This window comes from Rhizobiales bacterium NRL2 (genome assembly GCA_001664005.1).
Taxonomy (GTDB): domain Bacteria; phylum Pseudomonadota; class Alphaproteobacteria; order Minwuiales; family Minwuiaceae; genus Minwuia.
The window spans coordinates 1,409,430-1,431,340 of record CP016093.1; the positions used below are offsets into that span (position 1 = coordinate 1,409,430).

Below are 21,911 nucleotides of genomic sequence, written 5' to 3' on the forward strand. Positions count from 1 at the left end.
GTTTGATCCGGGAGGGCCATCGTCATATAATGCGCAGTCGGGACGGTCGAAAGGCAGCGGGCGCCCGGCGTGCGCATTTCTCGTAGGATCGAAGGACACTTCATGCCCTGGAACAGTCAAGGCGGCGGATGGCAAGGCGGTAACGGGGGCGGCGGCGGACGCGGCCCCTGGGGACAGGGTCCCTCTGGCGGTGGCGGTCCGGGCGGACCGCAGGGGCCGGACTTCGAGGATCTGATCCGGCGCGGGCAGGATCGCTTCCGTAACCTGATGCCGGGCGGCGGCGGCAATCGCAGCGTCATCCTCATCGTGGCTGTGATCCTGATCGCCCTGTTCGCCGTCTGGCAGATGAGCTACCGGGTCTCGCCGTCGCAGCAGGGCATCGTGCTCCGCTTCGGCGAATATGTGCGCACCACCCAGCCGGGCCTGAATTTCAAGCTGCCGGCCCCGATCGAGACCGTGCTGCTGCCCGAGGTCACCAAGGTCCAGCAGACCGACATCGGCTTCCGCAGGCTCGGCCCCGACCGCAAGAGCGAGATCAAGGACGAGAGCCTGATGCTCACCGGCGACGAGAACATCGTCGACGTGGAGTTCGCGGTGCAATGGCGCATCGCCGACGCGGGCAAGTTCCTGTTCGAGATCGAGAATCCGCAGGCCACGCTTAAGGCCGTGGCGGAAAGCGCGATGCGGGAGATCGTCGGCCGTACGCCGATCCAGGCGGTGCTGACCACCGACAAGAGCCGTATCGAGCAGACGGTGCAGGAACTCGTCCAGCGCACGCTGGACGACTACAACGCCGGCATCAACATCCTCGAGGCGAAGCTGCAGAAGGTGGACCCGCCGGGCAACGTGATCGACGCCTTCCGCGACGTCCAGCGCGCCAAGGCCGACCGGGAGCGCAAGAAGAACGAGGCCGACGCCTACGCCAACTCGATCGTTCCGGTCGCCCGAGGCGAGGCCGCGAAGATGCTGGAGGAGGCCGAGGCCTACAAGCAGCAGACCATCGCGTTCGCTGAAGGCGAGGCGAGCCGCTTCCTGGCCATCGCCAGGGAATATGCGCAGAACACCGCCATCACCAGCCGCCGGCTCTATCTGGAAACGATGGAGGAGGTCATGAGCGGCATGGACAAGGTGATCATCAATCAGAAAGGCGGCTCGGGCGTGGTGCCCTATCTGCCGCTCAACGAACTGACCGGCAAGAACAGGAGCGGGGGCAACGCGCAATGAAAACTGCCGGCATCATACTCGGCGTGATCGTGCTCATCGTCGGCATCGTCGCTTGGAGCTCGATCTTCACCGTCCATCAGACGCAGCGCGCGATCGTGCTGCAGTTCGGCAATCCGGTGCGTATCGTCAATGACCCGGGCATCGACTTCAAGGTGCCCTTCGTCCAGGACGTGGTCTTCGTCGAGAAGCGGATTCTCTCGCTCGATGCGGACCCGGAAGAAATCATCACCCAGGACCAGAAGCGCATGGTCGTCGACGTCTTCACGCGCTATCGGATCACCGACCCGCTGGAGTTCATCAAGGCCTATACCAACATGCTGGCCTTGGAGGACCGGCTTGACACCATCGTCCGCTCGACCCTGCGCGATATCCTGGGCGATCAGCCGTTCACCTCGCTGCTCAGCGGCGAGCGGAGCGTATTGATGTCACGGCTGAGCCGGCGCGTGAACGACCAGATGTCCCAGAACGGTGTCGAGATCGTCGACGTGCGGATCAAGCGCGCCGATCTGCCCGAACAGAACAAGGAAGCGATCTTCAACCGGATGCGCACCGAACGCGAACGCGAGGCTCGGGAGGAACGCGCGCTGGGCGACGAGGAAGCGCAGCGCATCCGTGCGAAGGCGGACCGCGACAAGACCGTCCTGCTGGCCGAGGCGCGCAAGCAGTCGGAAATCCTGCGTGGTGAGGGCGACGGAACCAGGGCGGCGATCTTCAACTCCACCGCCGAGCAGTACCCGGATTTCTACGCCTTCTACCGCTCGCTGCAGGCTTATCGCCAATCCCTGAAGGGTGACGACACCACCATGGTGCTGAGCCCGACGTCGGAATTCTTCCGCTATTTCGAGGACATTTCGGTCGTCGATCCGGATGCGCCGCCGCCGGCGGTCACTCCGGGTGGCGGGATTGCGGGCCCGAGGGGCGCGCAGCCGCAACAGCAGCAGCCGGCGCAGCAGGAGCCCGCGCAGGCGCCCGCCGCAGACTGATCCCGGTCGCCGCCGATGCATGATCTGCTGGTGGCGCTGGCGTTGATGGTGGCCATCGAGGGCGCAGCCTATGCGTTGTTCCCCGATGGCATGCGCCGCGCCCTGGCGGTCCTGCTGGACCAGCCGGCGGAGCGAATCCGCCTGACCGGCCTTGTCGCCTGCATCGTGGGCGTCGGGCTGGTCTGGCTGCTGCGGGCGTCCTGAGCGTGGCGTGGTGTCCTGGGGCTTGACCCCTGGACCCAGTCCCTTGGTTGAGACTGGGCCCTTGGATCAGGCCTGCCCCGGACGTCGATCCGGGGTCCAGGGGCAACAAGCCTGTGCGGTTCCGTCAGACATTGGAACGATCTAGTAAAGCCGGCCGCCGTTCGGGATCTTCCGCTCCGGGCCGATCAGGATCACCTCGCCGTTCTCGCCGGGAAAGCCGAGGGTGAGGCATTCGGACATGAACTTGCCGATCTGCTTCTTGGGGAAGTTGACGACCGCCGCGACCTGGCGGCCCAGCAGTTCGTCGGGTTCGTAGTTCGTTACCTGCGCCGAGGTCTTGCGCGTGCCGATTTCCGGCCCGAAGTCGATCCACAGCTTCCAGGCGGGATTGCGCGCCTCCGGGAAAGGCTGAACGTTCGTGATCGTGCCGACGCGGATCTCGACGCGCCGGAACTCCTCGTAGGTCAGATCTCCGCTCAATCGAACCTCCTGAACTCGACCAGCCCGTCCCGCTCCACCTGGGCCACCAGTCCGACTTCCCATGTGAGGTAGTCCTCCATGGCCTGCCGGACGCCGCCCTGGTGGTCATAGGGTTTCCACCAGACGTCGTCCACCTGGGTCGTGGTCTTGCCGTCCAGCCCCTTTTCCAGCTCCCGCCCGCTCGCAATCCAGGCATCGGTGCCGCCGGCCAGGACGCGCACGACGAGGTCGGGGCGCGCCTGCGCCAGCTCGGCCGCGGCGTAGTGCGCAAGCCGGCCGTCGGGGGAAGTCAGCATCACCATGCCCACGGGCAGGGAGGCCACGCACTTCCCGATCCGGGAACGGACGCCCCAGAGCGCGCCGGGCACGTGGCCGCGTCGGAATGCGAGGCTGTCGGCGAGGTCGATCACGGCCACCGGCTCGCCCGAGTCCTGCACCGCCTGCATCTCGTCGGCCGTGAGCGTCGCCCAGGGGCGGAACAGCGCCGGTTCGGTCCTGGCGGAGCCCGTCTCCGGCGTTTCCGGCGCCTCGGTCAGCACGTGGACGTCGTCACGCCCCATCTGGATCAGCCAGCTCGCCGTCATCGTTGCGCGCACGCCGTCGGCCGAATCGCAGAGAACGATCCGCGCGCCCAGCACGCCGACATGTTCGTCTGTCGCCTGGACGAGCTGGCCGCCGGGCGCATGACGCGCGCCCGGCCAGTGGCCGGCTTCGAATTCCTCGGCGGTGCGCACGTCCAGCAGGAACGTCGTGCGGTCGGTCTCGCCGAGCCAGCCGCGTACCGTGCGAGCATCGGCTCGCCGGACGCCGAAGCGCGCGACCACGGCTTGCGCGCGCGCCTTCGCCTGTTCCAGCGCCTCACCTTCGGGGGCGGGCGCATGAACCGTCTCGCCGCGTGCGCATTCGAAGCCGGCCAGTTCCCAGCCCATGGTGCCATCCTTCAGCGCCAGCACGCGGTTGGGGATGCCGGCGTTGATCAACGACTGCGAGCCGATGATGGAGCGCGTGCGGCCGGCGCAATTGACCACGACCGTGGTCGAAGGTTCGGGCGCCATCGTGGCGACGCGGTAGGCCAGTTCGGCCCCGGGGCAGTCGACGCCGCCCGGGATCGACATGCGGTGGAACTCCGGCATCGGCCGGCTGTCCAGGATCACCAGATCCTCGCCCCTTCGCTTCAGTTCGGCCAGTTCGGCGGCGGTGATGCGCGGTGTGTCGTAGTGATGCTCGACGAACTCTCCGAAGGCCTTGGAGGGCACGTTGACGCCGGAAAAGACCTCGAAACCCTCGGCGCGCCACCCGGCGACGCCCCCGGTGAGCACCGCGACGTCCGCATAGCCCATCTCGCCCAGCCGTGCGGCGGCGCGGGCGGCCAGTCCCTCGTCCCGCGGTCCGCCGTCGGCGACAACCACCGGCGCCGTCCTTCGCGGTATCAGCGCGGGCGCCAGGAACTCCAGCCGGCTGAGCGGCACACAACTGCCCAGGAAGATGTGCTCCTTCGAGAAGGCGCCTTCCTCGCGCGCGTCGATCAGCGCGATCTCGCCGCCCGAGGTCAGCAGGCGGCGGAGTTCCCTGGCGTCGATCTCCCTCATGCCGGCTCCGGCAGGTCCTGGATGGCGTCCGAGGCCGGGAAATGCTTCCAGTCGTGGGTTTCGGGCCGGTAGTAGCGGCGGCCGTGGAGCTGTTCCAGGCCCAGGCCGTACATGTGGAAATTGAGCACCGGCGTCTCGCCGTGAATGTGGATGGAGTGCAGGTCTTCGGGCATCAGCGCGACGCCCTGACCCTGTTTCACCAACACCTGCCCGCGCTCCTGAACGCCGCCTTCGGCGTGGTCGTAGAGCCGGTTCAGTTCCTCGCCCTCGATTCCGACGATCACCGCCCAGGTGGTGTGATCGTGCGCCGGCGAGTCGGTGCCGCCGGTCGACATCTGGGCATAGAGGGCGAAGCGGTTGTCGTCGTCCTCGTGCAGGCGATAGAGCGCGTTGTTGCGCTTCGATCCGGGCGCCGGCGGCGGGAAGTCCTCGAGCGGAAAAAGCTCCCGCTTCGCGGCCAGATCGACCAGCACCGCCTTGATGTCCTCCAGCGAGCGCCGCGTCACCCCCTGCGCCGTCTCGATGGCGCGGATGCGCATGACCGCCTCTTGCACCGCCTGCTTTCGCGCGTCCGAACGTGCCATTGCGTCCATCGGTCTACCTCCCCAGCCGAGCGACCGCCTCGACGAAGCGGTCCACTTCTTCGAGCGTATTGTAATAGTGAACCGAGGCGCGGACGAGGTCCGGCAGATTCCTTTTCGTCATGTCGATCAGGGTCGAGCCTGCGTCGCTGACGGAAAGATTGATTCCCTGTGCTCCGAGCGTGGATCTGACTTCGCCGGCGGGCATCGAGTCATGGGTGAACGTGACGATGCCGCAGCGCCGGCGGCCGAGGTCGCGGACCGTCACGCCGGCGATCCCGTCGAGCCGCTCCCGGAGGACGCGCGCCAGTTCCGTCACGCGCGCCTCGATACGTTCGATCCCCGTTTCCAGCATCAGGTCGACCGCGACCCCGAGGCCGATCTTGCCGGCCTGGTAATTCTCCCAGTTCTCGAAGCGGCCGGCGTCGTCGCGCCAGCGGTAACGGTCGGGCGCGGTCCAGGCCGCCGCCCTGAGGTCGATCACGGGCGGGGCATAGCGTTCCATGGCGCGGCGGCTGGCGTAGAGAAACCCCGTTCCCCGTGGCCCCCGCAGATACTTCCGGCCGGTGGCGGAGAGGAAGTCGCAGCCGATCCGTTCGACGTCCAGCGCCATCTGGCCGGCGGACTGGCAGGCATCCAGCAGGTAGGTCACGCCGGCGGTGCGGGCGACGCGGCCGATTTCCTCGGCCGGATTGACCAGCCCGCCGTTGGTCGGGACATGGGTGACGGCGATCAGCCTGACGCGGTCGTCGATCATCGCCTCCAACCGGGCGACATCCAGCGCGCCGTCGCCGTCGCTCGGCACCACGTCGACGCTGACGCCCCGGTCCGCGGCCGCCTTCAGGAAGGAGAGGTAGTTGGATGCGTATTCGGCTTCGGCAGTGAGGATCCGGTCGCCGGGCGACATGCTGTCAAGCACGGCGAAGAAGGCCTGGTTCCATGCCACGGTCGCGTTTTCCACCAACGCGATCTCGTCGCGGCCGCAATTCAGGTAGGCGGCGATCGCGTCATACGGCCGGGCGAGTTCCGCTTCCCGCAGCGCAGAGGCCTCGTAGCCGCCGGCTTCCGCCTCCAGGTCCAGATGCGCCTTGACCGCTTCCAGCACCGCGCGAGGCATCAGTCCCGCACCGGCATTGTTGAAGTGAAGAACCTTGTCCGCCCCGGGCGTCTCCGCCCTGAGCCGCGCGATCTCCGTTTCCGTGAGCATCCGGTGACCCCCCTGCGACCAGCGGCGGCAAGGCTAGACGGAATTGGCGGCGCATACCATCTGTCAGGCAACCCGCCCACAGAGCGAGGGAGAACGAGAAGATGACCATGTCCCGATCGATCCTGCGTCCGCTCGGCATTCTGCTGGCGACGCTCACCCTGTCCACCGGCGCCGGCGCGGCGATCGGCGGACAGTCCACCCAGGACTATGTGCTGATCCACAAGAGCGAGGGCGAAGCGCCCGTGGTGTCCTGCCGTCTGGCCAACCGCTGGAGCGTGCGCGAACTGTCGGTGCTGCTTGACGAGCCCTTCCGCATCGACCGCAGCTCGCCGGAGTGCAACAGGCCTGCGGCCGGCCCGCTGTTCGCCCTCGAACCCCGGGATGAGCCCGCGCCGGGCGTCGCGGCCCCGCCGGAGGTGCCCAATATCGCCAGCTATTGCGTCTGCGACTACGAGTTCCTGGAAGGACTGCAGGATCGTTTCGCGCCGATCTATCGCCGCAGGCAGATTGCCGAAGAAATGGCGACGCAGGTGGCGCTGGAGGCGCGGCCGCGCCGCGACGACCTGTTCTGGTTCCGGCAGATCAACCCCGGCGCCAACATCGTCGGCACCGACGAGCGCGGCGAGGGCTGATCGCCGGGGTGACAGACCTGGCCGATCACAGCAGCGGCAGTACTTCCCTGCCCATGCGCTCCAGATTGCGCATCGCCCTGTCGAGAGGCAGGCCGGGGGGCTTGGGTTGCCAGATCAGATGCCGGAGGCCGAGTTTCGGCGCCCATTCGCGGATTCGGGCCGCCACTGTCTCCGGCGGCCCGACGAACCAGCGTTCTTCCATGAACGCCTGCGACAGGTAATAGGGATCGTCGGAGGTCAGCTTGCGGCGTTCGCCGGTCTCGGGATCCTTGACCGAGAGGCCCGTCCGCTCCGGCGCGTATTGCTGGCGGTAGACCAGGTCCAGGCTGTCGCGATGGGCCTCGACCGCTTCCTCGAAGCTGTCGCCGATCATGATCTCCCGCATCAGTGCGTGCGGCAGCGGGCCGACACCCGCGGCGCGGGTCTGTTCGTCGAAATCCGCGAACTGGCGCGCTGCATGGCGCAACTCGATCAGCGGGGCGACGATCAGGCCGGCGCGGTTGCGGATGACCCGGTCGCGCGCCTTCGGCGCCGCCGCACCGATCCAGAGCGGCGGCCGGCCGGGATTGACCGGCGCGGGCCTGAGCGCGCCGTCCTTCACCCGATAGACGTCGCCGTCATAGTCGAAGCGCTCGCCCGTCCAGGCGCGGTGCAGCACCTCCAGCGTTTCCTCGAAGGCGCGGGTGCGGCGGCGGTAGTCGAAGCCATAGGCGTCGAACTCGGCGGGCCGGTAGCCCTGGCCCAGCCCGATCTCCAGCCGGCCGCCGGAAATGTTGTCCAGCACCGCAAGGTCTTCCGCCAGCCGCAGCGGGTGGCCATAGAGCGGTGCGATGGCAATGCCCTGACCGATGCGGCAGTTCGGCGCCGCCCGCGAGAGCGCCGCGCCGGCAACGATGGGGGAGGGGCAGTAGCCGTCCTCCTCGCCGTGATGTTCGCTGACCCAGATGGCGCGCATGCCCAGCCGGTCGGCCTCGGCCGCCAGCGCCAGGGCCTCGCCATAGACCCTGTCCCAGGTCTCGCCCAGGGCCTCGTGGCGCTGGAAACTGATGGTGATGCCGACCTCCAGGCGGTCGACTCCTGTCTTCTCGTCGGTCACGGCGTCCTCCCCGGTCTGCCGATTCTACCGGTCCGCCGCCGGCCCCTCCCGCCAGCGCTGCACCAGTGCGGCCATCAGGATGCCGTACAGGGCGAAGATGAGAAAGGCCCAGAACCCCGGCTCCAGCGAGGTGCCGTTCGTGGTCAGGACTTCCAGCGGCCGTTCCGCTGCCGCAAGCTTTCCGAGCTGATCGCCGACCAGGCCGCGCATGCCGATATAGGCCATGAACATGGCGACGACGAAGACATCGGCCATGGCCCATTTGCTGGCGTGCCAGGCGAAGAAGCGCAACAAGGGACTGGGCGCCCGCGACCCCGGACGGAAGGCGAGCAGCGCGGTGGCGATGATCTTCGCCAGCGGGAAGCCGATGGAGAACAGCGCGATCAGACCGCCCACCAGCAGCATGTCAGGCTGCCCGGTGCGCGCCAGCACCTCGACCACTTCCAGGATGCTTTTCGACTGGAAATAGATGACCTGGTTCTCGAAATTCACGGCGGCGCCCATCAGGTGGAAGCGCATCTCGGCCAGCCGCGCGTCGATCTGGATCATGGGGGCGCCGACGCCGGCATAGAGCAGCGCCGCGGCGGCGATGCAGAGCAGCGCGGCGGTGAACCGCGGCTGCGACCGGAAGCGCACGAACGCCAGCAGCACCAGCATCAGCGACGCCGCCACCATCGCCGCCAGCAGAAGCGTCGCTCGCCGGTCCGCGTTCTCGATCCGGACGCCCAGCGCGTCGCGGCAGGCAGCAGGCGAGGCGCAGCCATAGGCCGCCTCGATGCGGCGGAGCGGGCTGCGGTCGACTTCTGCGAAAGTGTCGCGGGCGACGCTCTCCAGCGCCCCGTGCAGCATGTAGACGAGTTCCTTCTTCGTCTCCGGCTGCTGCAGTTCGTCGATCAGGGCGTCGGCGATCTCGGGCGCCTTTCCCCGCAGCCCCGAGGCCTCGACCAGCAACTCGACCGTACGGTTCGCCGTGGAGCCGAACAGGCGTTCCACCAGGTTGTCGCCGCCATCCTCCAGCGAGGTCATGATGCGCGGCACCTCGACGATCAGCCTGTCCACCAGCCGTGTCAGCAGCGCCTTGATATGCGGGCGGTTTTCCGGCGTGACCTCGAATTCGTCGATCTCGCGCGCCGCGACGGTGGTCAGCCGTGCGACCCATTCGTCGGCGTCCAGGGCGCCGTAGCGGATGTCGTCCAGCTCGGCTCGTTGCGTTTCCCAATGGCTCAGCCGTCCGGCCTCGCCGACCAGGAGGATGGACGCGGCCATGATGGCGGCGACGAGCAGCGCGCCGAAGACGGGATGGAGGGCGTGTGCGAGGGCGGGGCGCATGGCGCTTGATCTAGATCAAATCTGCACGGCGCGAAACATCCGTCACGCTCCGCGCTGGTTTCGTTAACGCTCCTTTATGGTTCCTGAACCCATAAGGATCGGGAACATCCTGTCCCTCATTCCAGTGGAAAACATCATGTCCGACAAGGATCGTATCGAGGCCGACGAGCGCCTCCGCTTCATGGGCATCACGGACGAGGTCCGCGAGACGATGCGCGCCGCCTGGCCGGTGATCGAGCCGCAGCTCGATGGGCTGCTGGGCGATTTCTACGCCCACCTGATGAGCCAGCCGCACCTGGCGCAGATGATCGGTGGCGACGCCGGCGTCGAGCGCCTGCGGAAGGCGCAGTACGCCCACTGGCGGCACCTGCTGTCGGGCGACTTCGATGCCGAGTACTTCGAGCGCGTGCGCCGCATCGGCGTGGCACACCAGCGTATCGGCCTGGAGCCGCGCTGGTATCTCTCCGGCTACGGCTTCATCCTTTCCCGTCTCAGCCAGATCCTGCTGGGCCGCGCCAGCCGTTTCAGCAACCGCCGCAACGCCGCCGAGATGGTCGATGCGGTGACCAGGGCGCTGTTCCTCGACATGGACCTGGCCGTCACGGTCTACTGGGACGAAGTCCGCGCCGCCGCGGCGCAGACGACCGCCCGTCACGCAGACGCCTTCGAGAAGGACGTGGTCGGCCTGGTCGAATCGCTGGCGGAGGCGGCTGGCAACATGCGGGTTACGTCCGAGACCCTGCGCGGCGGCGTCACGCAGTCGATCGACAACAGCACGCTGGTTGCCTCCGCGTCCGAACAGGCGACATCGAACGTCCGCAATGTCGCGACCGCCGCCGAGGAGCTTGCAGCCTCCCTCTCCGAAGTCACCCGCCAGGTCAGCGAATCGACCCAGGTGACCCTGGGTGCGGTGGAACAGGTCAACCAGGTCAGCGGCCGCGTGAAAGGCCTGTCGGAGGCGGCGGAGAAGATCGGCTCCGTGGTCGGGCTGATCAACGAGATCGCCAGCCAGACCAACCTGCTGGCGCTGAACGCGACCATCGAGGCGGCGCGGGCCGGCGAGGCCGGCAAGGGCTTCGCCGTGGTCTCGTCGGAGGTCAAGAGCCTCGCCAGCCAGACGGCGAAGGCCACCGACGAAATCTCCCAGCAGGTGAAGGGCATCCAGGAGGCGACGGCCGATTCGGTGCGCGCTATCGCCGAGATCCAGGCGACGATCGATCAGGTGAACACCATCGCCAACACCATCGCGGCCGCGGTCGAGGAACAGAACGCCGCGACCCGCGACATCTCCCAGAACGTCCAACAGGCCGCGGTCGGTACCCAGGACGTGACCGCGCGCATCGCGGAAGTCTCGACGGCCTCCCACCAGACCGGCCAGTCGGCCGACGAGGTCGGCGTCGCCGCCACGGAGCTCGCGGAGCGGGCCGAGCACCTGCGTCAGTCCGTGGGCGGCTTCCTGCGCAAGGTGCGGTCCGCCGCCTGAAGCCGGAATGCGGGCGCGTCTTCGGCCGCGCCTGCTGCGGGTCAACGAAAACGGGCCGGCCGGAGTCTTCTCCGGCCGGCCCGTCTCTGTTCCGGGGGGGTGCCGCCGCGGCTTCTACCAGCCGCCGTAGCGCATGAAGTTCTGGGCGATGAACGGGTAGAGCTTGGAGAGGCCGCTGCGCATGGAGCGGCGGTCCTCGAAATCCATCTCCTTCCAGATCGGTTCGATCTCGGCCCAGATCAGCGTGTCGCGGTGCAGGTCGTCGCGCACATTGCGGACGAAGTCGATGACGTTGGGCACGTTGCGCAGAACCGACGCCATGTCCTGGAACTGGGCGTCCACGTTCTGGAACATGTCGCGGTACTGCTTGATCGGTCCGGCGGCGAGCTGGTTGACGCGGATCGCGCTTTCCAGGCTCTGGCGGTCCTCCTTCAACAGCGCCTGCATGGTGCGGATATGGCCGGGAATGCGCAGGATCCAGTCGTAGTAGCTGCGCAGGGCCTCGATATAGGCCATTTCGCGGCCGATCTGCTCGACCATCTGGACGACCTCGTCGCGGGTTTTCAGGCCCAGCTCCTCGGCCGCCTTCTGGAAGCCCTGCTGGACGTGTTTCTGGACTTCCGGCGTCTGCAGCAGCTCCTGTATCTCCAGCGGGTCGAGAACCCTGAAATCGCGCTGGGCCGCCCAGGCGGCAAGGCGGATGCTGAGGCGGTTCCTGGCGGTTTCGTAGTGCTGTTCCTCGATGGGCCAGGAGGCCGTCCCGTCCAGAATCTCGGTCGGGATCTGGTCGCCGGGGACGATGTACTTGACGTGGCTGAGGGCGCTCTCGGCGAGCTGCAGCAGTTCGTAATCATGGGAGTCCGGCTCGATCCCGAACTCGCGTCTCAGGCTGTCCATCTCCAACGCCGCGCGCAGATCGCCGAGCTCGACGCTCAGCATCGGCTTGCGGTCGACGCCTTCCCCGAAGATGTAGACGCCGGGGACGCTGAAGACCCTGTTCTTGAAATCGAACTTGGTTAGTTCCATTCCCGCGTTCGCTCCGTGACGGTCGCCGACGACCGGCCCAGGCCGACCGTCTCTCGTTGGACGTGCTGTATAGCGCTGGTTGCCTTAATTCTTTCTGAACTCCCTCTGTTCATCATCGCCGTCAACCTGTCGCGAGGCGCGGGTCCGGTCCCGGCCACACGCTTTGTTAAGACATATGATTAACACTCAGGCTCGAACCCGAGCGCCGGTCGAGCGGCTAGAACTGGAGGAGTATTGATGGCTGGTATGGACTTCGTCCCCTCAGTCCTCGTGGTGGACGACTTTCTTACGATGCGCCGCATCGTGCGTAATCAGCTCGAGGAAATCGGCTTCCGCGACATCGACGACGCCGAGGACGGCGAATCGGCGCTTCGCAAGCTGCGCAGCAAGGACTTCCATCTGATCATTTCCGACTGGAACATGCAGCCCATGACGGGGCTGGAGTTTCTGAAGGAGGTCCGTTCGGACCGCCGGCTGAAGAAGCTGCCCTTCATCATGGTCACCGCGGAATCGAAGATCGAGAACGTCCAGGCCGCGCGCGAGGCCGGCGTGACCAACTACATCATCAAGCCGTTCACGGCGGAGGTCCTGCGCAAGAAGATCGCGGCGTCCTTCGCGGCGGCCTGAACCCGCGCGGCGGCGACAAAGACACCCCCCAGGCGTAATCCGGAGACAACAAATGGATGAACTGATCAGCGAGTTCATCGAAGAGACGCTGGAACAGCTCTCGGAGATCGAGCAGGACCTCGTCCACCTGGAGCAGGAGCCGAACCAGCCCGGCACCATCGACCAGCTTTTCCGCGTCGTGCATACCATCAAGGGCACCTGCAGCTTCATCAACCTGCACCGCCTGGGAACCGTCGCCCATGCCGCCGAGAACGTGCTTGGCCTGGTGCGAGAGAAGTCGCTGGAGCCGACGCCGGACGTGATTTCCGCCGTGCTGGAGGCGATGGACCAGATCCAGCGCCTGCTGGACGAGATCCAGGCCACCGGCGAGGAGCCGGACGTGGACGTCTCGGCCCTGATCGCGAAGCTGGAAGCCTTCGTCGACGCGCCGCAGGCGACCATCAGCAACGAGGATGATTTCGCGGACGCAGCGGCCGCCGAAGCCGAGGAGCCGATCGCGCTGGTCGAGACCGCCGAAAATGACGCCGCCGAGAGCGAGCCCGGCGACAACCCGCTGTTCGCCACCCTGGCGGAGATACTCCAGGGCGCCGGCGGCGATGATGACGACGCGGAAGACGAAGCGCCGGTGGCCGAAGCTGCCCCCCAGCCTGCCACGCCCGTTGCCCCCGCAGCCCCCGAGCTTGCCGCGCCCGCCGCCGCAGCGCCTGCCGCGTCGGTCGCCGAGGATGAGGAGGAAGCCGAGGAGGCCTCGGCCCGCAACAGTTCCGCCCCCCGCGCCGCCACGCAGGGGCTGCGCGTCAGCGTGGACCTGCTGGAGCAGCTGATGAACCTGGTGAGCGAACTGGTGCTGACCCGCAACCAGTTGCTGCAGCTCGTCCGTGGCCAGTCCGACAGCGTCTTCCACCTGCCGCTGCAGCGCCTCAGCCAGGTTACCAGCGAATTGCAGGAAGGGGTCATGAAGACCCGGATGCAGCCGATCGGCAATGCGTGGAACAAGCTTCCGCGCATCGTCCGCGACCTTGGCCTGGAGCTCGGCAAGAAGATCGAGCTGCACATGGAGGGCGCGGAAACCGAACTCGACCGCCAGGTCCTCGACATGATCAAGGACCCGCTGACCCACATGGTCCGCAATTCCGCCGACCACGGCATCGAAAGCCGCGAGGCCCGCAAGGCCGCCGGCAAGGCCGAGACCGGCAACATCTATCTCTCCGCGCGCCACGAGGGCGGTCACATCGTCATCGAACTGCGCGACGACGGGGCCGGCCTCAACGCCGAGGCCATCCGCCGACGCATCGTGGAGCGCGGCCTGGTCAGCGCCAGCGAGGCCGAGGGCATGAACAGCCAGCGCCTCCACCAGTTCATCTTCGCGCCAGGCTTCTCGACCGCCGAGACCGTTTCGGCCGTCTCCGGCCGTGGCGTCGGCATGGACGTGGTGCGCACCAACATCGAGAAGATCGGCGGCTCCATCGATCTGCATTCGGCGCCGGGTCAGGGAACGGGCCTGATCATCAAGATCCCGCTGACGCTGGCCATCGTCTCGGCCCTGATCGTCGAGAGCGCGGGCGAGCGTTTCGCCATCCCGCAGATTTCGGTGCAGGAACTGGTGCGGGTCAACGGCACCGCCGAGCAGCAGATCGAGGAGATCGACGGCGCCTGCCTGCTCCGGCTGCGCGAGCGGCTGCTGCCGCTGCTCTATCTGGGCGAGGTGCTGAAACTCAACGACAAGGGCCTGCACGACGTGCTGGAACGCAAGGAGCTGTTCGTCGTCGTCGCCCAGATCGGCTCGCAGCAGTTCGGCATCATCGTCGACAAGGTCTTCGACACCGAGGAGATCGTGGTCAAGCCCGTGGCGCCCATCCTGCGCGACATCCGCATGTTCTCCGGCAACACCATCCTGGGAGACGGCTCGGTCATCATGATCCTGGATCCGAACGGCCTGGCCACCACGATGAGCGCGAAGCAGGTGGAGCAGGACGACCGGGACGACGCCGCCGCCCTGGCGGCGGCGCAGCGCAAGATCGACCTGCTGATCTTCGAGATGCAGGACCAGACGCCGAAGGCGGTGCCGCTGTCGCTGGTGGACCGGCTGGAGGAGTTCGATGCCGAGCGCATCGAGACCATCGATCGCCGCAAGGTCGTGCAGTACCGCAATGCGCTGATGCCGATCGTCGGGATGGACTGCCAGCTGCCGAATATCCGCGAACGCCAGCAGGTGATCGTGTTCTCCGATCACCAGTCCCATCTGGGCCTGGCGGTGGACCGCATCGTCGACATCGGCGCGGCGGAGATCAGCGTCGACCTCGACGCCATGGGCGAGGGCTGCCTCGGCACCGCGATCGTCGGCGGCCGCGCGATGGAAGTCCTCGATGTCTCCCACTACCTGCGCAAGGCCTATCCGGATCGCTTCGGCGAGAACCAGAAGCCCTATGAGGGCGAGGAGCCGGCCTATGCCTGGGAACTGCTGCTGGTCGACGATTCGGCGTTCTTCCGCAACATCGTCGGTCCGCTGCTGCGCAGCCACGGCTATCACCTGACCGTTGCGGAGCATCCCGATCAGGTGCTGGAGCTGCTGGACAACGGCGCGCGCTATGACGTCATCGTCAGCGATATCGAGATGCCCGGCATGGACGGCTACAAGCTGCTGCAGGAGCTGAAGCGCCATCCGCAGTCCTCGGGCACCCCGGTGATCGCACTGAGCAGCCACAGCACGGAGGCCGACCGTCAGCGGGGCCGCCAGGCCGGCTTCCACGCCTACATCGCCAAGCTGGACAAGAACAACCTCATCGCCGCGATCGACGAGGCGATGAAGAAGCAGGAGATCGCCGCATGAAGAAGTCGAAGGACGTGCGCGTCGGCCTGTCCGAAAGCCGGAGCATCGTGACCAGCTTTCTGGGCAGCCAGATGTTCGGACTGCCGATCCTGTCGGTCAACGACATCATCCGGTCTCAGGCCCTGACACGCGTGCCGCTCGCGCCGCCGGAGGTCGCGGGGGTCCTGAACCTGCGGGGACGGGTCGTGACCGCCATCGACATGCGCCGCCGCTTCGGCATGCCGCCGTCCGAATCCAGGGACAAGATCAGCATCGTCGCGGTCCACAATGGCGAATGGTACAGCCTGCTGTTCGACCGCGTTGGCGAAGTGGTGCCGGTCGACAGGGTGGTGTTCGAACCCAATCCGCCGACGCTGAAGCCGCAACTCGCCGAACTGTCGACCTGCGTCGCCAAGCTGCCCGATGCGCTGATGGTCATTCTCGACATCGGAAAGGTTCTGTCGATCGGCAGCGACCTTCCCGTACTGTCCGAAGCCTGAGGGCCCCGACATGGCCGGGGTGACAACCGAATTGGCGCCACCCCGGTCGGATGGCGCCGGCGATCTCCATGTTCTGGTGGTCGACGATTCCGTCTTCGCCCGCGCGATGATCGCGAAGTGGGTTGAGGAGGAGCGCCTCGGCACCGTGGCGACCGCCGCGGATGGCGAGCAGGCCCTGAAGAAGCTGGCGGTATTTCCGGCCGACGTCGTGACGCTGGATCTGGAGATGCCGGTTCTTTCCGGCTACGAGGCGGTGCCGCGCATCCTGGCGATGCGTCCGGACATCCGCATCGTCGTGGTGTCCGGTCAGTCCGAAGCCGCCGCGCGCAAGACCTTCCGGGCGCTCGACCTGGGCGCCGTGGATTTCGTCTCCAAGCCCGGCCCGGGAGACAAGGACGCCTTCCGCCACCAGATCGTCGAGCGCGTGCGTGCGCTGGGCGAGCGCCACGGATCGCGGCGGACGAGGGATGCCGCCGCCAGGTTGCCGTCATCTGCGCCGGTGGCGGCGAAACCGCCTGTCCGTGTGCCGGAACCCCGCGGCGAGCGGCCCGCCATCCTGGCGATCGGCGCTTCGACGGGGGGGCCGGACGCCCTGGCGCGGCTGCTGAAGGCGGTCGGGCCCCGGATCAACGTGCCGGTGGTCCTCTGCCAGCACATGCCGGCGAAGTTCACCTCCATCCTGGCGGCCAACCTGACCCGCCAGACAGGGCTCGAATGCCGCGAGGGCGAGGACGGCGAACAACTGCTGCCGGGACGGGTCTATGTCGCGCCCGGCGACCGGCACATGCTGGTGCGCCGCAAGGGGGCGACCCATCATATCCAGCTCTCGAGCGATCCGCCCGAGCATTTCTGCCGTCCCTCGGTGGATCCGATGTTCCGTTCGCTGGCCGAGGCCTATGGCCCCCGGGTGCTTGCCCTGGTGCTGACCGGCATGGGCACGGACGGGGCGAAGGGCGCGGCGGCGCTGTCCGCCGGCGGCGCCAGCATCGCCGTTCAGGACGAGGAAAGCAGCGTGGTGTGGGGCATGCCCGGCGCCGTGGTCAAGGCGGGCGTCGCCACGACCGTTCTGCCTGTCGAAGCTTTGGCCGAACTGGTCAGAAAGAGTTGCGTCGCATGAGGATGAGCAAGGAAAGCTTCAGAGTGTTCCGGGACGTCCTGAACCGGCATACCGGCAATATCCTGAGCGACGACAAGGAGTATCTGGTGCGCTCCCGGCTCGCGCCGCTGGCGACCCAGCTCGGGCTGCCGGACCTGGACGCCCTGGCCGCCCGGATGCACGGCCCGGCCTCCAATGAGGCGGTGGGCGGCCTGATCGACCGGATGACGACGCACGAGACCTCGTTCTTCCGCGACGTTGCGCCCTTCGAACGGCTGGCTTCGACGATCCTGCCCGAGCTCCTGCCCCGGCTGGGCATGGACAAGACCCTGCGCATCTGGAGCGCTGCCTGCTCCACGGGCCAGGAACCCTACAGTCTAGCCATCACGCTCAGCAGCTTCTTCCGCAGCCATCCGGGCTATCGCTACGAGATCACCGCCACCGATGTCTCGCAGCAGTCGATCGAACTGGCCAAGCGGGGAATCTATACCGATTTCGAGGCCCGCCGGGGCATCGGCGAGACCGACCTTCAGCGCTACATGGAGCCGCATGGCGACGGCAGCTGGCGGGTTCGGAACGAGATCCGACAGCACATCGCCTTCCGCACCGACAACCTGCTGTCGCCGGCGGTGCCCGCCAATCGTTTCGACATCATCTTCTGCCGCAACGTGCTGATCTATTTCGACCGCGATGCCAAGCGCCAGATCCTGGAGCGCCTGCCGCGCTATTTCCGCAATGGCGACGGATATCTGGTGCTGGGCGCGGCGGAATCGACGCTGGGCATCACCGACCTCTACCAACGCCCGGCCGGCCTCGCCTTCGGGGTGTTCACCCTGGCGCAGCCCGGGACCGCCGGCTCGACGGTCCGGCCGGCGGCGCCGTCACGCATGCCGCTGGCCAGTGGCGGCTGACTGACGCCGCCGTCCGCGGCGCGTGGTGGTGCGCCGCCAGGGCAGGATACCTGTCCGATCGCTTCCGATGACGATTTCCGGAGAGTAGCCCGCGGAAGCCCGCGGAGGCGCGGCGGGCTGCGTCAGTCGTTGAGCAGGGCGTCGATGGCGGCCTGATCCATGGCTTCCTTGCCGGTGCTGGGGCCGTGAAGCAGGGCGTCGTCGGCATGGGGTTCGCGCGCCGCCGTGGCGTTCAGGGAGGTGCGGGTGCCGTTGGATCCGGCGGTTTCGCTGAGGTGCTGACGGACGATCAGCAGGCGCTGGCTGACCAGATCCTGGAACCCGCAGGCCGTCAGCATGTCCATGCACCGCTGGCGCACGGCCGCGTCGGTTCCGGCGTCCTTCATGACCGTCTCGGCAGCGTTCATGATGTCGACGGCGGCCTGGGCAATGGTCTGGAGGCTCTCGTCGATCTGGGCGAGGCATTGCGTCTTCGCCGTCTCGTTGAGCGCTATTCCGCCCTTGGCCGGACGCCGCTCCGCAGCCTCCACCACAGCATTGATGTAACTGATCGCTTCGTACGGCGACACAGGGGTCTTGCGCCCCTTGAGTGCATCCACGTAGGGCGCGATCTCCGACTGCAGGCTCATGCGAACGTCCTCCTCGGCAGCCTTCGTCAGGACAGCGATTGTCGAGGCTAGCCGCGCCGGAACTGACAAATTGTTAATTGCACTGAAAAAATCGCCGCGGCGGCGGGTTCGTTCCGGGATCAGTCGCCGGGCGCGCCGAAGCCGGCGCCTTCGGCCATGCGCGCCAGGCCGTCGCCGTGCCGCGCCGGATCGATCTCCGCCTCCATCGCCGCCCGCTCCAACTGGCGGGCAGCGGCCGCGATCATCGTGTCGAAGCCGCCCTTGTCCCGGGGCGCCAGCGACTCGAGAGTGCGCGCGAGCAGGCGCAGCGGATCCCGCTTGAGGAACCGCCGGCCCGCCTCGGTTACCGCAACTTCCTTGGAACGTCCGTCGTGGCGCGAGGCGGCGCTGCTCAGCAGGCCGCGGCGGACCAGCGTCGAGACGGTCTGGGAGGCGCTGGCGGTCGAGGTGCTGTTGTATTCGGCGAACGCCTTGACCGTGCGCTCCCGGGGGCCGGCGCCGGCGAAGAAGCGCAGCGCGGCCCATTGCGAGGACCGCAATTCTCGAGCCTCGCCGACCGCATAGGTCATCGTCATCAAACGTTCCAGCATCTGGGCAGTCAGGTAGGCGGATTGCTCCGCCCCGTCGGCAGTCGGTTCGGATGGCATGAAACGATCTATTTCCTTCATCTCCATGCGGAGCCTCCTGGCGGGAGCCGACTCGGTCACACCGCCGGTGCGCCGGTCACGGGTAATAATGTGAACCCACTTTCCAGTAAACCACCGGACGCCGACGTCGGACTCGCCGTCAAGTAGTACACATCACGATCATGACAGCTTGACGGACAAACCCCGCGCCGGACGCAACAAGGGCCGGCGATTACTGGACATATTGCGACGATGCATACGCACAAGCCGGGCCGTCCGATCATTTTCGTGGCCAGAGCAAGTAAATAGCGCCGTCAGGCCCGGATCATTCCACTTTCGTTACATGTTTTCGCGGCCAGCACATCGGAACAGATTGTTGCCGCACCACCTCTCAAATCGCATTTCGATAAATACTGCAGCGCAAAAGTGAGATTGTTGCAACGCAAGAATTGCCTGTATCCTGACCATATTGCCACGGTGCACACTTACCGGGCAAAAGTTCTCGGCCGCTACGGAAGGGGTGCTTCGATGACACGCCCGCAGAACGTTATCGTTACCGGATCAACCAGCGGAATCGGCCTGGGCACGGCGCATTCCTTCGCCCGGGCCGGCGCTCGGGTGGTGCTCAACGGCCGCCGTCTGAACGACGCCGCGGAGGCGGTGCTTTCCGAATTCCGTGAGCGCTATGGTCACGACAATGTGATCTTCGCCGCCTGCGACGTTGCCGATCCCGGCCAGGTCGAGGAGATGGTGTCAGGGACCGTCGACGCGTTCGGCAGCGTCGACGTGCTGGTCCAGAACGCCGGCATCCAGCATACGTCCAGCGTGCACGAGTTCCCGCTGGACAAGTGGGACCAGATCATCGCCGTCGACCTTTCCTCGGTCTTCTACGGTATCCGCGCCGCGCTGCCGCGCATGCTCGCCCAGGACTTCGGCCGCATCATCAACGTCGCCTCGGTGCACGGCCTGGTCGCCTCGAAAGAGAAGGCCGCCTATGTCGCCGCCAAGCATGGCGTCGTCGGCCTGACAAAGGTGACGGCGCTCGAGACCGCGACCGTCAATATCACCTGCAACGCAATCTGCCCCGGCTGGGTGCTGACTCCCCTGGTGGAGAAACAGATCCACGCCCGCGCCCAGGCCAACGGCACGAGTTTCGACGAGGAAAAGCGGAAGCTGGTGGCGGAAAAGCAGCCGTCGCAGGAATTCGCCACGCCCGAGCAGATCGGCGCCCTGGCGGTCTTCCTCGCCTCGGAAGCCGCGGCCCAGATCACCGGCCAGGCCCTGCCCGTCGATGGCGGCTGGACCGCCCAGTAGAGCAGGGACGGCGACACTTGCCGGCGGATCGGGACGCCGTCCTCTCCGAAGCACCTGTGACGGACGACATTCGGCGGACCGCCCCGGCGCGGTAGACTTCCGCACATCTGATCACGACGAGTGGATTGCGCCATGTGGATCGGGAATTCGGGCCGCGCGGCCTGCGCGGCGGCGGCCGCCGCCGCCTTGCTGGCGGTGGCGGGCTGCGAAAGCGCGACGGAACCGCTCGACGGCGTGGCGGTGGCCGATGTCCAGGTCCGGCGTTCCGCGACCGTGGCGGCCACGGCGCTGCCGTCCGGACTACGTGAGAGCATGCTGGCGATCGTGCCGGGCTGCGCCGGCGGCGGCGCCCCTCACGACGCCCTGGTCGAGGTGCTGGCGGTCCGGCGCGACCGGGATGCCGGCTCCCAGCGCAGGCAGGGCGTCACGCTCACCGCCGAGGTGACCTTCGTCGCCCGCGGTTCGGAGCGCCGCACCGGTCCCTGGCGCGTCAGCGTCTCCACGGTGGGAACCAGTCTGCCCGGCGCGCCGTCGGGCAATCCGGAGACAGTGCTGTCGAACCTGTTCGCTGCCGCCGTCTGCCGCGAGGTCTTCGGCGCGGAACACGCCCTGGGCGGCTGAGGGCGACAACTACTCGGGTTTGAGGTCCACTCCGAAGACGTCCTTGCAGACCGTTTCCGCGAAGCTGCGTGAGAGCTTGGCGGCCGCATTCGACATCATCGCAGCGCCAACGATGCCGCCCCAAAAGAAGCTCTCCTCCACGAAATACTCACCTGTCACCTTGTTGGTTGAAAGGTCTACGAACCTGACGCGACCAGAAAGCTCCATGTCATCCCCGATAAGCAAGGCCTTCGCCGTGTTTGCTTCCTTGAAGTCCGTGACGGTGATCTCGGCACGATGAGAACGCGCTCCCAGCGCACAACGCGGCATCGTCGCCATCATCTGGCTGTTCAACTGCGCGTCGAGCTCGGGCAGTGGGCGCGGCAGATTGTTGATCACAGCCACCTCGCTGGCGCGCGTGTTCGCGATTTCCTGCTCGGTTCCCGCCGAAACGACGGCAGTGTCCGATGTCGAACAGGCGGCGAGCAGTGCGAAGGCTGTCACGGCAAGTGCAGCCCGCCCATACGCGAACGCGCCAAAGTTGCTATTCATTAAGTCCCTCCGGTTCACGTCGCCCCCAGCAACTTTTACGAGAGTACGCGCTGCGTCCGGATGGATTGACCGAATTCGAGTCGATACCGGCCTCGCACCTGCCGCATGCCTCGTCCGGCAGCAGGTATTCAAACCAATTCTCTGGAAACTCTTGGAGCGCGCGCACGACTCGGGTGACCGAGGACCCAAGTCTGATAATGACACTTCTATTGCCATTCCACCGAGCATTGGCTGATGGCTTCAGGAATAATCAGCGATTTCAATGGGAAAACTGGTGCCGCCGGAGTGATTTGAACACTCGACCTCTCCCTTACCAAGGGAGTGCTCTACCCCTGAGCTACGGCGGCACGGGCGGGTGCTGTACCCCAACCCTCGGGAACGGTCAACCGGCTTGCGCCGGGCCTTTCATGGTG

22 protein-coding genes and 1 tRNA gene are annotated in these 21,911 nt (G+C 66.7%); 12 read left to right on the plus strand and 11 right to left on the minus strand.

What is annotated here, in order from left to right:
- Positions 1 to 102 precede the first annotated feature (102 nt).
- Genes TEF_06480 through TEF_06490 form a run of 3 tightly spaced genes read left to right on the plus strand, consistent with a single transcriptional unit; the run spans position 103 to position 2,411 of the window.
- Positions 103 to 1,224, plus strand: a complete 1,122-nt coding sequence (locus TEF_06480; protein ANK80484.1) for an HflK protein — start codon at positions 103 to 105, stop codon at positions 1,222 to 1,224.
- Positions 1,221 to 2,207, plus strand: a complete 987-nt coding sequence (locus TEF_06485) for an HflC protein (protein ANK80485.1) — start codon at positions 1,221 to 1,223, stop codon at positions 2,205 to 2,207. The genes TEF_06480 and TEF_06485 overlap by 4 nt, the downstream gene beginning before the upstream one ends.
- A gap of 15 nt (positions 2,208 to 2,222) precedes the next feature.
- Positions 2,223 to 2,411, plus strand: a complete 189-nt coding sequence (locus tag TEF_06490; protein ANK80486.1) for a hypothetical protein — start codon at positions 2,223 to 2,225, stop codon at positions 2,409 to 2,411.
- A 141-nt stretch (positions 2,412 to 2,552) separates the two neighbouring features.
- On the opposite strand, the gene TEF_06495 is transcribed toward TEF_06490, so the two are convergent.
- The 4 genes from TEF_06495 to TEF_06510 are packed head-to-tail and all read right to left on the minus strand — an operon-like array spanning position 2,553 to position 6,268.
- Positions 2,553 to 2,891 carry a tRNA-binding protein gene (locus tag TEF_06495; protein ANK80487.1) on the minus strand — a complete coding sequence of 113 codons (339 nt, stop codon included), beginning with the start codon at positions 2,889 to 2,891 and terminating at the stop codon, positions 2,553 to 2,555.
- On the minus strand, positions 2,888 to 4,480 hold the full coding sequence (locus tag TEF_06500) for a hypothetical protein (protein ANK80488.1): 1,593 nt from the start codon (positions 4,478 to 4,480) through the stop codon (positions 2,888 to 2,890). The genes TEF_06495 and TEF_06500 overlap by 4 nt, the downstream gene beginning before the upstream one ends.
- On the minus strand, positions 4,477 to 5,073 hold the full coding sequence (locus tag TEF_06505) for a hypothetical protein (protein ANK80489.1): 597 nt from the start codon (positions 5,071 to 5,073) through the stop codon (positions 4,477 to 4,479). The genes TEF_06500 and TEF_06505 overlap by 4 nt, the downstream gene beginning before the upstream one ends.
- Before the next feature lie 4 nt (positions 5,074 to 5,077).
- Positions 5,078 to 6,268, minus strand: a complete 1,191-nt coding sequence (locus tag TEF_06510; protein ANK80490.1) for an aminotransferase class V — start codon at positions 6,266 to 6,268, stop codon at positions 5,078 to 5,080.
- Positions 6,269 to 6,369: 101 nt separating this feature from the next.
- Here TEF_06510 and TEF_06515 point away from each other — a divergent pair, with 101 nt between their 5' ends.
- The gene (locus tag TEF_06515; GenBank protein ANK80491.1) at positions 6,370 to 6,900 is read left to right on the plus strand and encodes a hypothetical protein; all 531 of its coding nucleotides are present in this window, start codon (positions 6,370 to 6,372) and stop codon (positions 6,898 to 6,900) included.
- Positions 6,901 to 6,925: 25 nt separating this feature from the next.
- Here the strand turns inward: TEF_06515 and TEF_06520 are convergent, their stop codons facing one another.
- Both TEF_06520 and TEF_06525 read right to left on the minus strand, forming a co-directional pair.
- Complete coding sequence (locus TEF_06520; protein ANK80492.1) at positions 6,926 to 7,996, minus strand: hypothetical protein; 1,071 nt, start codon at positions 7,994 to 7,996, stop codon at positions 6,926 to 6,928.
- A gap of 24 nt (positions 7,997 to 8,020) precedes the next feature.
- Complete coding sequence (locus TEF_06525; GenBank protein ANK80493.1) at positions 8,021 to 9,325, minus strand: hypothetical protein; 1,305 nt, start codon at positions 9,323 to 9,325, stop codon at positions 8,021 to 8,023.
- A gap of 136 nt (positions 9,326 to 9,461) precedes the next feature.
- Between TEF_06525 and TEF_06530 the strand changes: the two genes are divergently transcribed.
- Complete coding sequence (locus TEF_06530) at positions 9,462 to 10,808, plus strand: hypothetical protein (GenBank protein ID ANK83314.1); 1,347 nt, start codon at positions 9,462 to 9,464, stop codon at positions 10,806 to 10,808.
- Between the two features lie 114 nt (positions 10,809 to 10,922).
- Here TEF_06530 and TEF_06535 read toward each other — a convergent pair whose 3' ends face one another.
- Positions 10,923 to 11,834, minus strand: a complete 912-nt coding sequence (locus tag TEF_06535; GenBank protein ID ANK80494.1) for a hypothetical protein — start codon at positions 11,832 to 11,834, stop codon at positions 10,923 to 10,925.
- A gap of 246 nt (positions 11,835 to 12,080) precedes the next feature.
- Here TEF_06535 and TEF_06540 point away from each other — a divergent pair, with 246 nt between their 5' ends.
- Genes TEF_06540 through TEF_06560 form a run of 5 tightly spaced genes read left to right on the plus strand, consistent with a single transcriptional unit; the run spans position 12,081 to position 17,777 of the window.
- Positions 12,081 to 12,461: a two-component system response regulator gene (locus TEF_06540; GenBank protein ID ANK80495.1), complete on the plus strand. Its 381-nt coding sequence runs from the start codon at positions 12,081 to 12,083 to the stop codon at positions 12,459 to 12,461.
- Positions 12,462 to 12,513: 52 nt separating this feature from the next.
- Complete coding sequence (locus TEF_06545; protein ID ANK80496.1) at positions 12,514 to 15,291, plus strand: hypothetical protein; 2,778 nt, start codon at positions 12,514 to 12,516, stop codon at positions 15,289 to 15,291.
- Positions 15,288 to 15,770, plus strand: a complete 483-nt coding sequence (locus TEF_06550) for a hypothetical protein (protein ANK80497.1) — start codon at positions 15,288 to 15,290, stop codon at positions 15,768 to 15,770. Before TEF_06545 ends, TEF_06550 begins: the two co-directional genes overlap by 4 nt.
- A 10-nt stretch (positions 15,771 to 15,780) precedes the next feature.
- The gene (locus TEF_06555) at positions 15,781 to 16,887 is read left to right on the plus strand and encodes a hypothetical protein (GenBank protein ID ANK80498.1); all 1,107 of its coding nucleotides are present in this window, start codon (positions 15,781 to 15,783) and stop codon (positions 16,885 to 16,887) included.
- Positions 16,888 to 16,889: 2 nt separating this feature from the next.
- On the plus strand, positions 16,890 to 17,777 hold the full coding sequence (locus TEF_06560; protein ID ANK80499.1) for a hypothetical protein: 888 nt from the start codon (positions 16,890 to 16,892) through the stop codon (positions 17,775 to 17,777).
- Positions 17,778 to 17,899: 122 nt separating this feature from the next.
- On the opposite strand, the gene TEF_06565 is transcribed toward TEF_06560, so the two are convergent.
- The gene (locus tag TEF_06565) at positions 17,900 to 18,406 is read right to left on the minus strand and encodes a hypothetical protein (GenBank protein ID ANK80500.1); all 507 of its coding nucleotides are present in this window, start codon (positions 18,404 to 18,406) and stop codon (positions 17,900 to 17,902) included.
- Positions 18,407 to 18,525: 119 nt separating this feature from the next.
- Positions 18,526 to 18,996 (minus strand): hypothetical protein, encoded by a 471-nt coding sequence (locus TEF_06570; protein ANK80501.1) that lies wholly within the window; start codon positions 18,994 to 18,996, stop codon positions 18,526 to 18,528.
- Positions 18,997 to 19,560: 564 nt separating this feature from the next.
- Here TEF_06570 and TEF_06575 point away from each other — a divergent pair.
- A complete protein-coding gene (locus TEF_06575; protein ANK80502.1) occupies positions 19,561 to 20,346 on the plus strand; it encodes a 3-hydroxybutyrate dehydrogenase in 786 nt (261 codons plus the stop codon).
- A 132-nt stretch (positions 20,347 to 20,478) separates the two neighbouring features.
- Complete coding sequence (locus TEF_06580; GenBank protein ID ANK80503.1) at positions 20,479 to 20,967, plus strand: hypothetical protein; 489 nt, start codon at positions 20,479 to 20,481, stop codon at positions 20,965 to 20,967.
- A gap of 9 nt (positions 20,968 to 20,976) precedes the next feature.
- On the opposite strand, the gene TEF_06585 is transcribed toward TEF_06580, so the two are convergent.
- Together TEF_06585 and TEF_06590 are read right to left on the minus strand one after the other, a co-directional pair.
- Positions 20,977 to 21,498 (minus strand): hypothetical protein, encoded by a 522-nt coding sequence (locus TEF_06585; protein ANK80504.1) that lies wholly within the window; start codon positions 21,496 to 21,498, stop codon positions 20,977 to 20,979.
- Positions 21,499 to 21,770: 272 nt separating this feature from the next.
- Positions 21,771 to 21,845, minus strand: a tRNA-Thr gene (locus tag TEF_06590).
- Positions 21,846 to 21,911 lie beyond the last annotated feature (66 nt).

Bases quoted from the DNA above. Each gene is read 5' to 3' on its own strand.
- TEF_06480 (ANK80484.1), top strand. From the start codon at position 103: ATGCCCTGGAACAGTCAAGGCGGCGGATGGCAAGGCGGTAACGGGGGC.
- TEF_06485 (ANK80485.1), top strand. From the start codon at position 1,221: ATGAAAACTGCCGGCATCATACTCGGCGTGATCGTGCTCATCGTCGGC.
- TEF_06490 (ANK80486.1), top strand. From the start codon at position 2,223: ATGCATGATCTGCTGGTGGCGCTGGCGTTGATGGTGGCCATCGAGGGC.
- TEF_06500 (ANK80488.1), bottom strand. From the start codon at position 4,480: ATGAGGGAGATCGACGCCAGGGAACTCCGCCGCCTGCTGACCTCGGGC.
- TEF_06505 (ANK80489.1), bottom strand. From the start codon at position 5,073: ATGGACGCAATGGCACGTTCGGACGCGCGAAAGCAGGCGGTGCAAGAG.
- TEF_06510 (ANK80490.1), bottom strand. From the start codon at position 6,268: ATGCTCACGGAAACGGAGATCGCGCGGCTCAGGGCGGAGACGCCCGGG.
- TEF_06515 (ANK80491.1), top strand. From the start codon at position 6,370: ATGACCATGTCCCGATCGATCCTGCGTCCGCTCGGCATTCTGCTGGCG.
- TEF_06525 (ANK80493.1), bottom strand. From the start codon at position 9,325: ATGCGCCCCGCCCTCGCACACGCCCTCCATCCCGTCTTCGGCGCGCTG.
- TEF_06530 (ANK83314.1), top strand. From the start codon at position 9,462: ATGTCCGACAAGGATCGTATCGAGGCCGACGAGCGCCTCCGCTTCATG.
- TEF_06535 (ANK80494.1), bottom strand. From the start codon at position 11,834: ATGGAACTAACCAAGTTCGATTTCAAGAACAGGGTCTTCAGCGTCCCC.
- TEF_06540 (ANK80495.1), top strand. From the start codon at position 12,081: ATGGACTTCGTCCCCTCAGTCCTCGTGGTGGACGACTTTCTTACGATG.
- TEF_06545 (ANK80496.1), top strand. From the start codon at position 12,514: ATGGATGAACTGATCAGCGAGTTCATCGAAGAGACGCTGGAACAGCTC.
- TEF_06550 (ANK80497.1), top strand. From the start codon at position 15,288: ATGAAGAAGTCGAAGGACGTGCGCGTCGGCCTGTCCGAAAGCCGGAGC.
- TEF_06555 (ANK80498.1), top strand. From the start codon at position 15,781: ATGGCCGGGGTGACAACCGAATTGGCGCCACCCCGGTCGGATGGCGCC.
- TEF_06560 (ANK80499.1), top strand. From the start codon at position 16,890: ATGAGCAAGGAAAGCTTCAGAGTGTTCCGGGACGTCCTGAACCGGCAT.
- TEF_06565 (ANK80500.1), bottom strand. From the start codon at position 18,406: ATGAGCCTGCAGTCGGAGATCGCGCCCTACGTGGATGCACTCAAGGGG.
- TEF_06570 (ANK80501.1), bottom strand. From the start codon at position 18,996: ATGCTGGAACGTTTGATGACGATGACCTATGCGGTCGGCGAGGCTCGA.
- TEF_06575 (ANK80502.1), top strand. From the start codon at position 19,561: ATGACACGCCCGCAGAACGTTATCGTTACCGGATCAACCAGCGGAATC.
- TEF_06580 (ANK80503.1), top strand. From the start codon at position 20,479: ATGTGGATCGGGAATTCGGGCCGCGCGGCCTGCGCGGCGGCGGCCGCC.
- TEF_06585 (ANK80504.1), bottom strand. From the start codon at position 21,498: ATGAATAGCAACTTTGGCGCGTTCGCGTATGGGCGGGCTGCACTTGCC.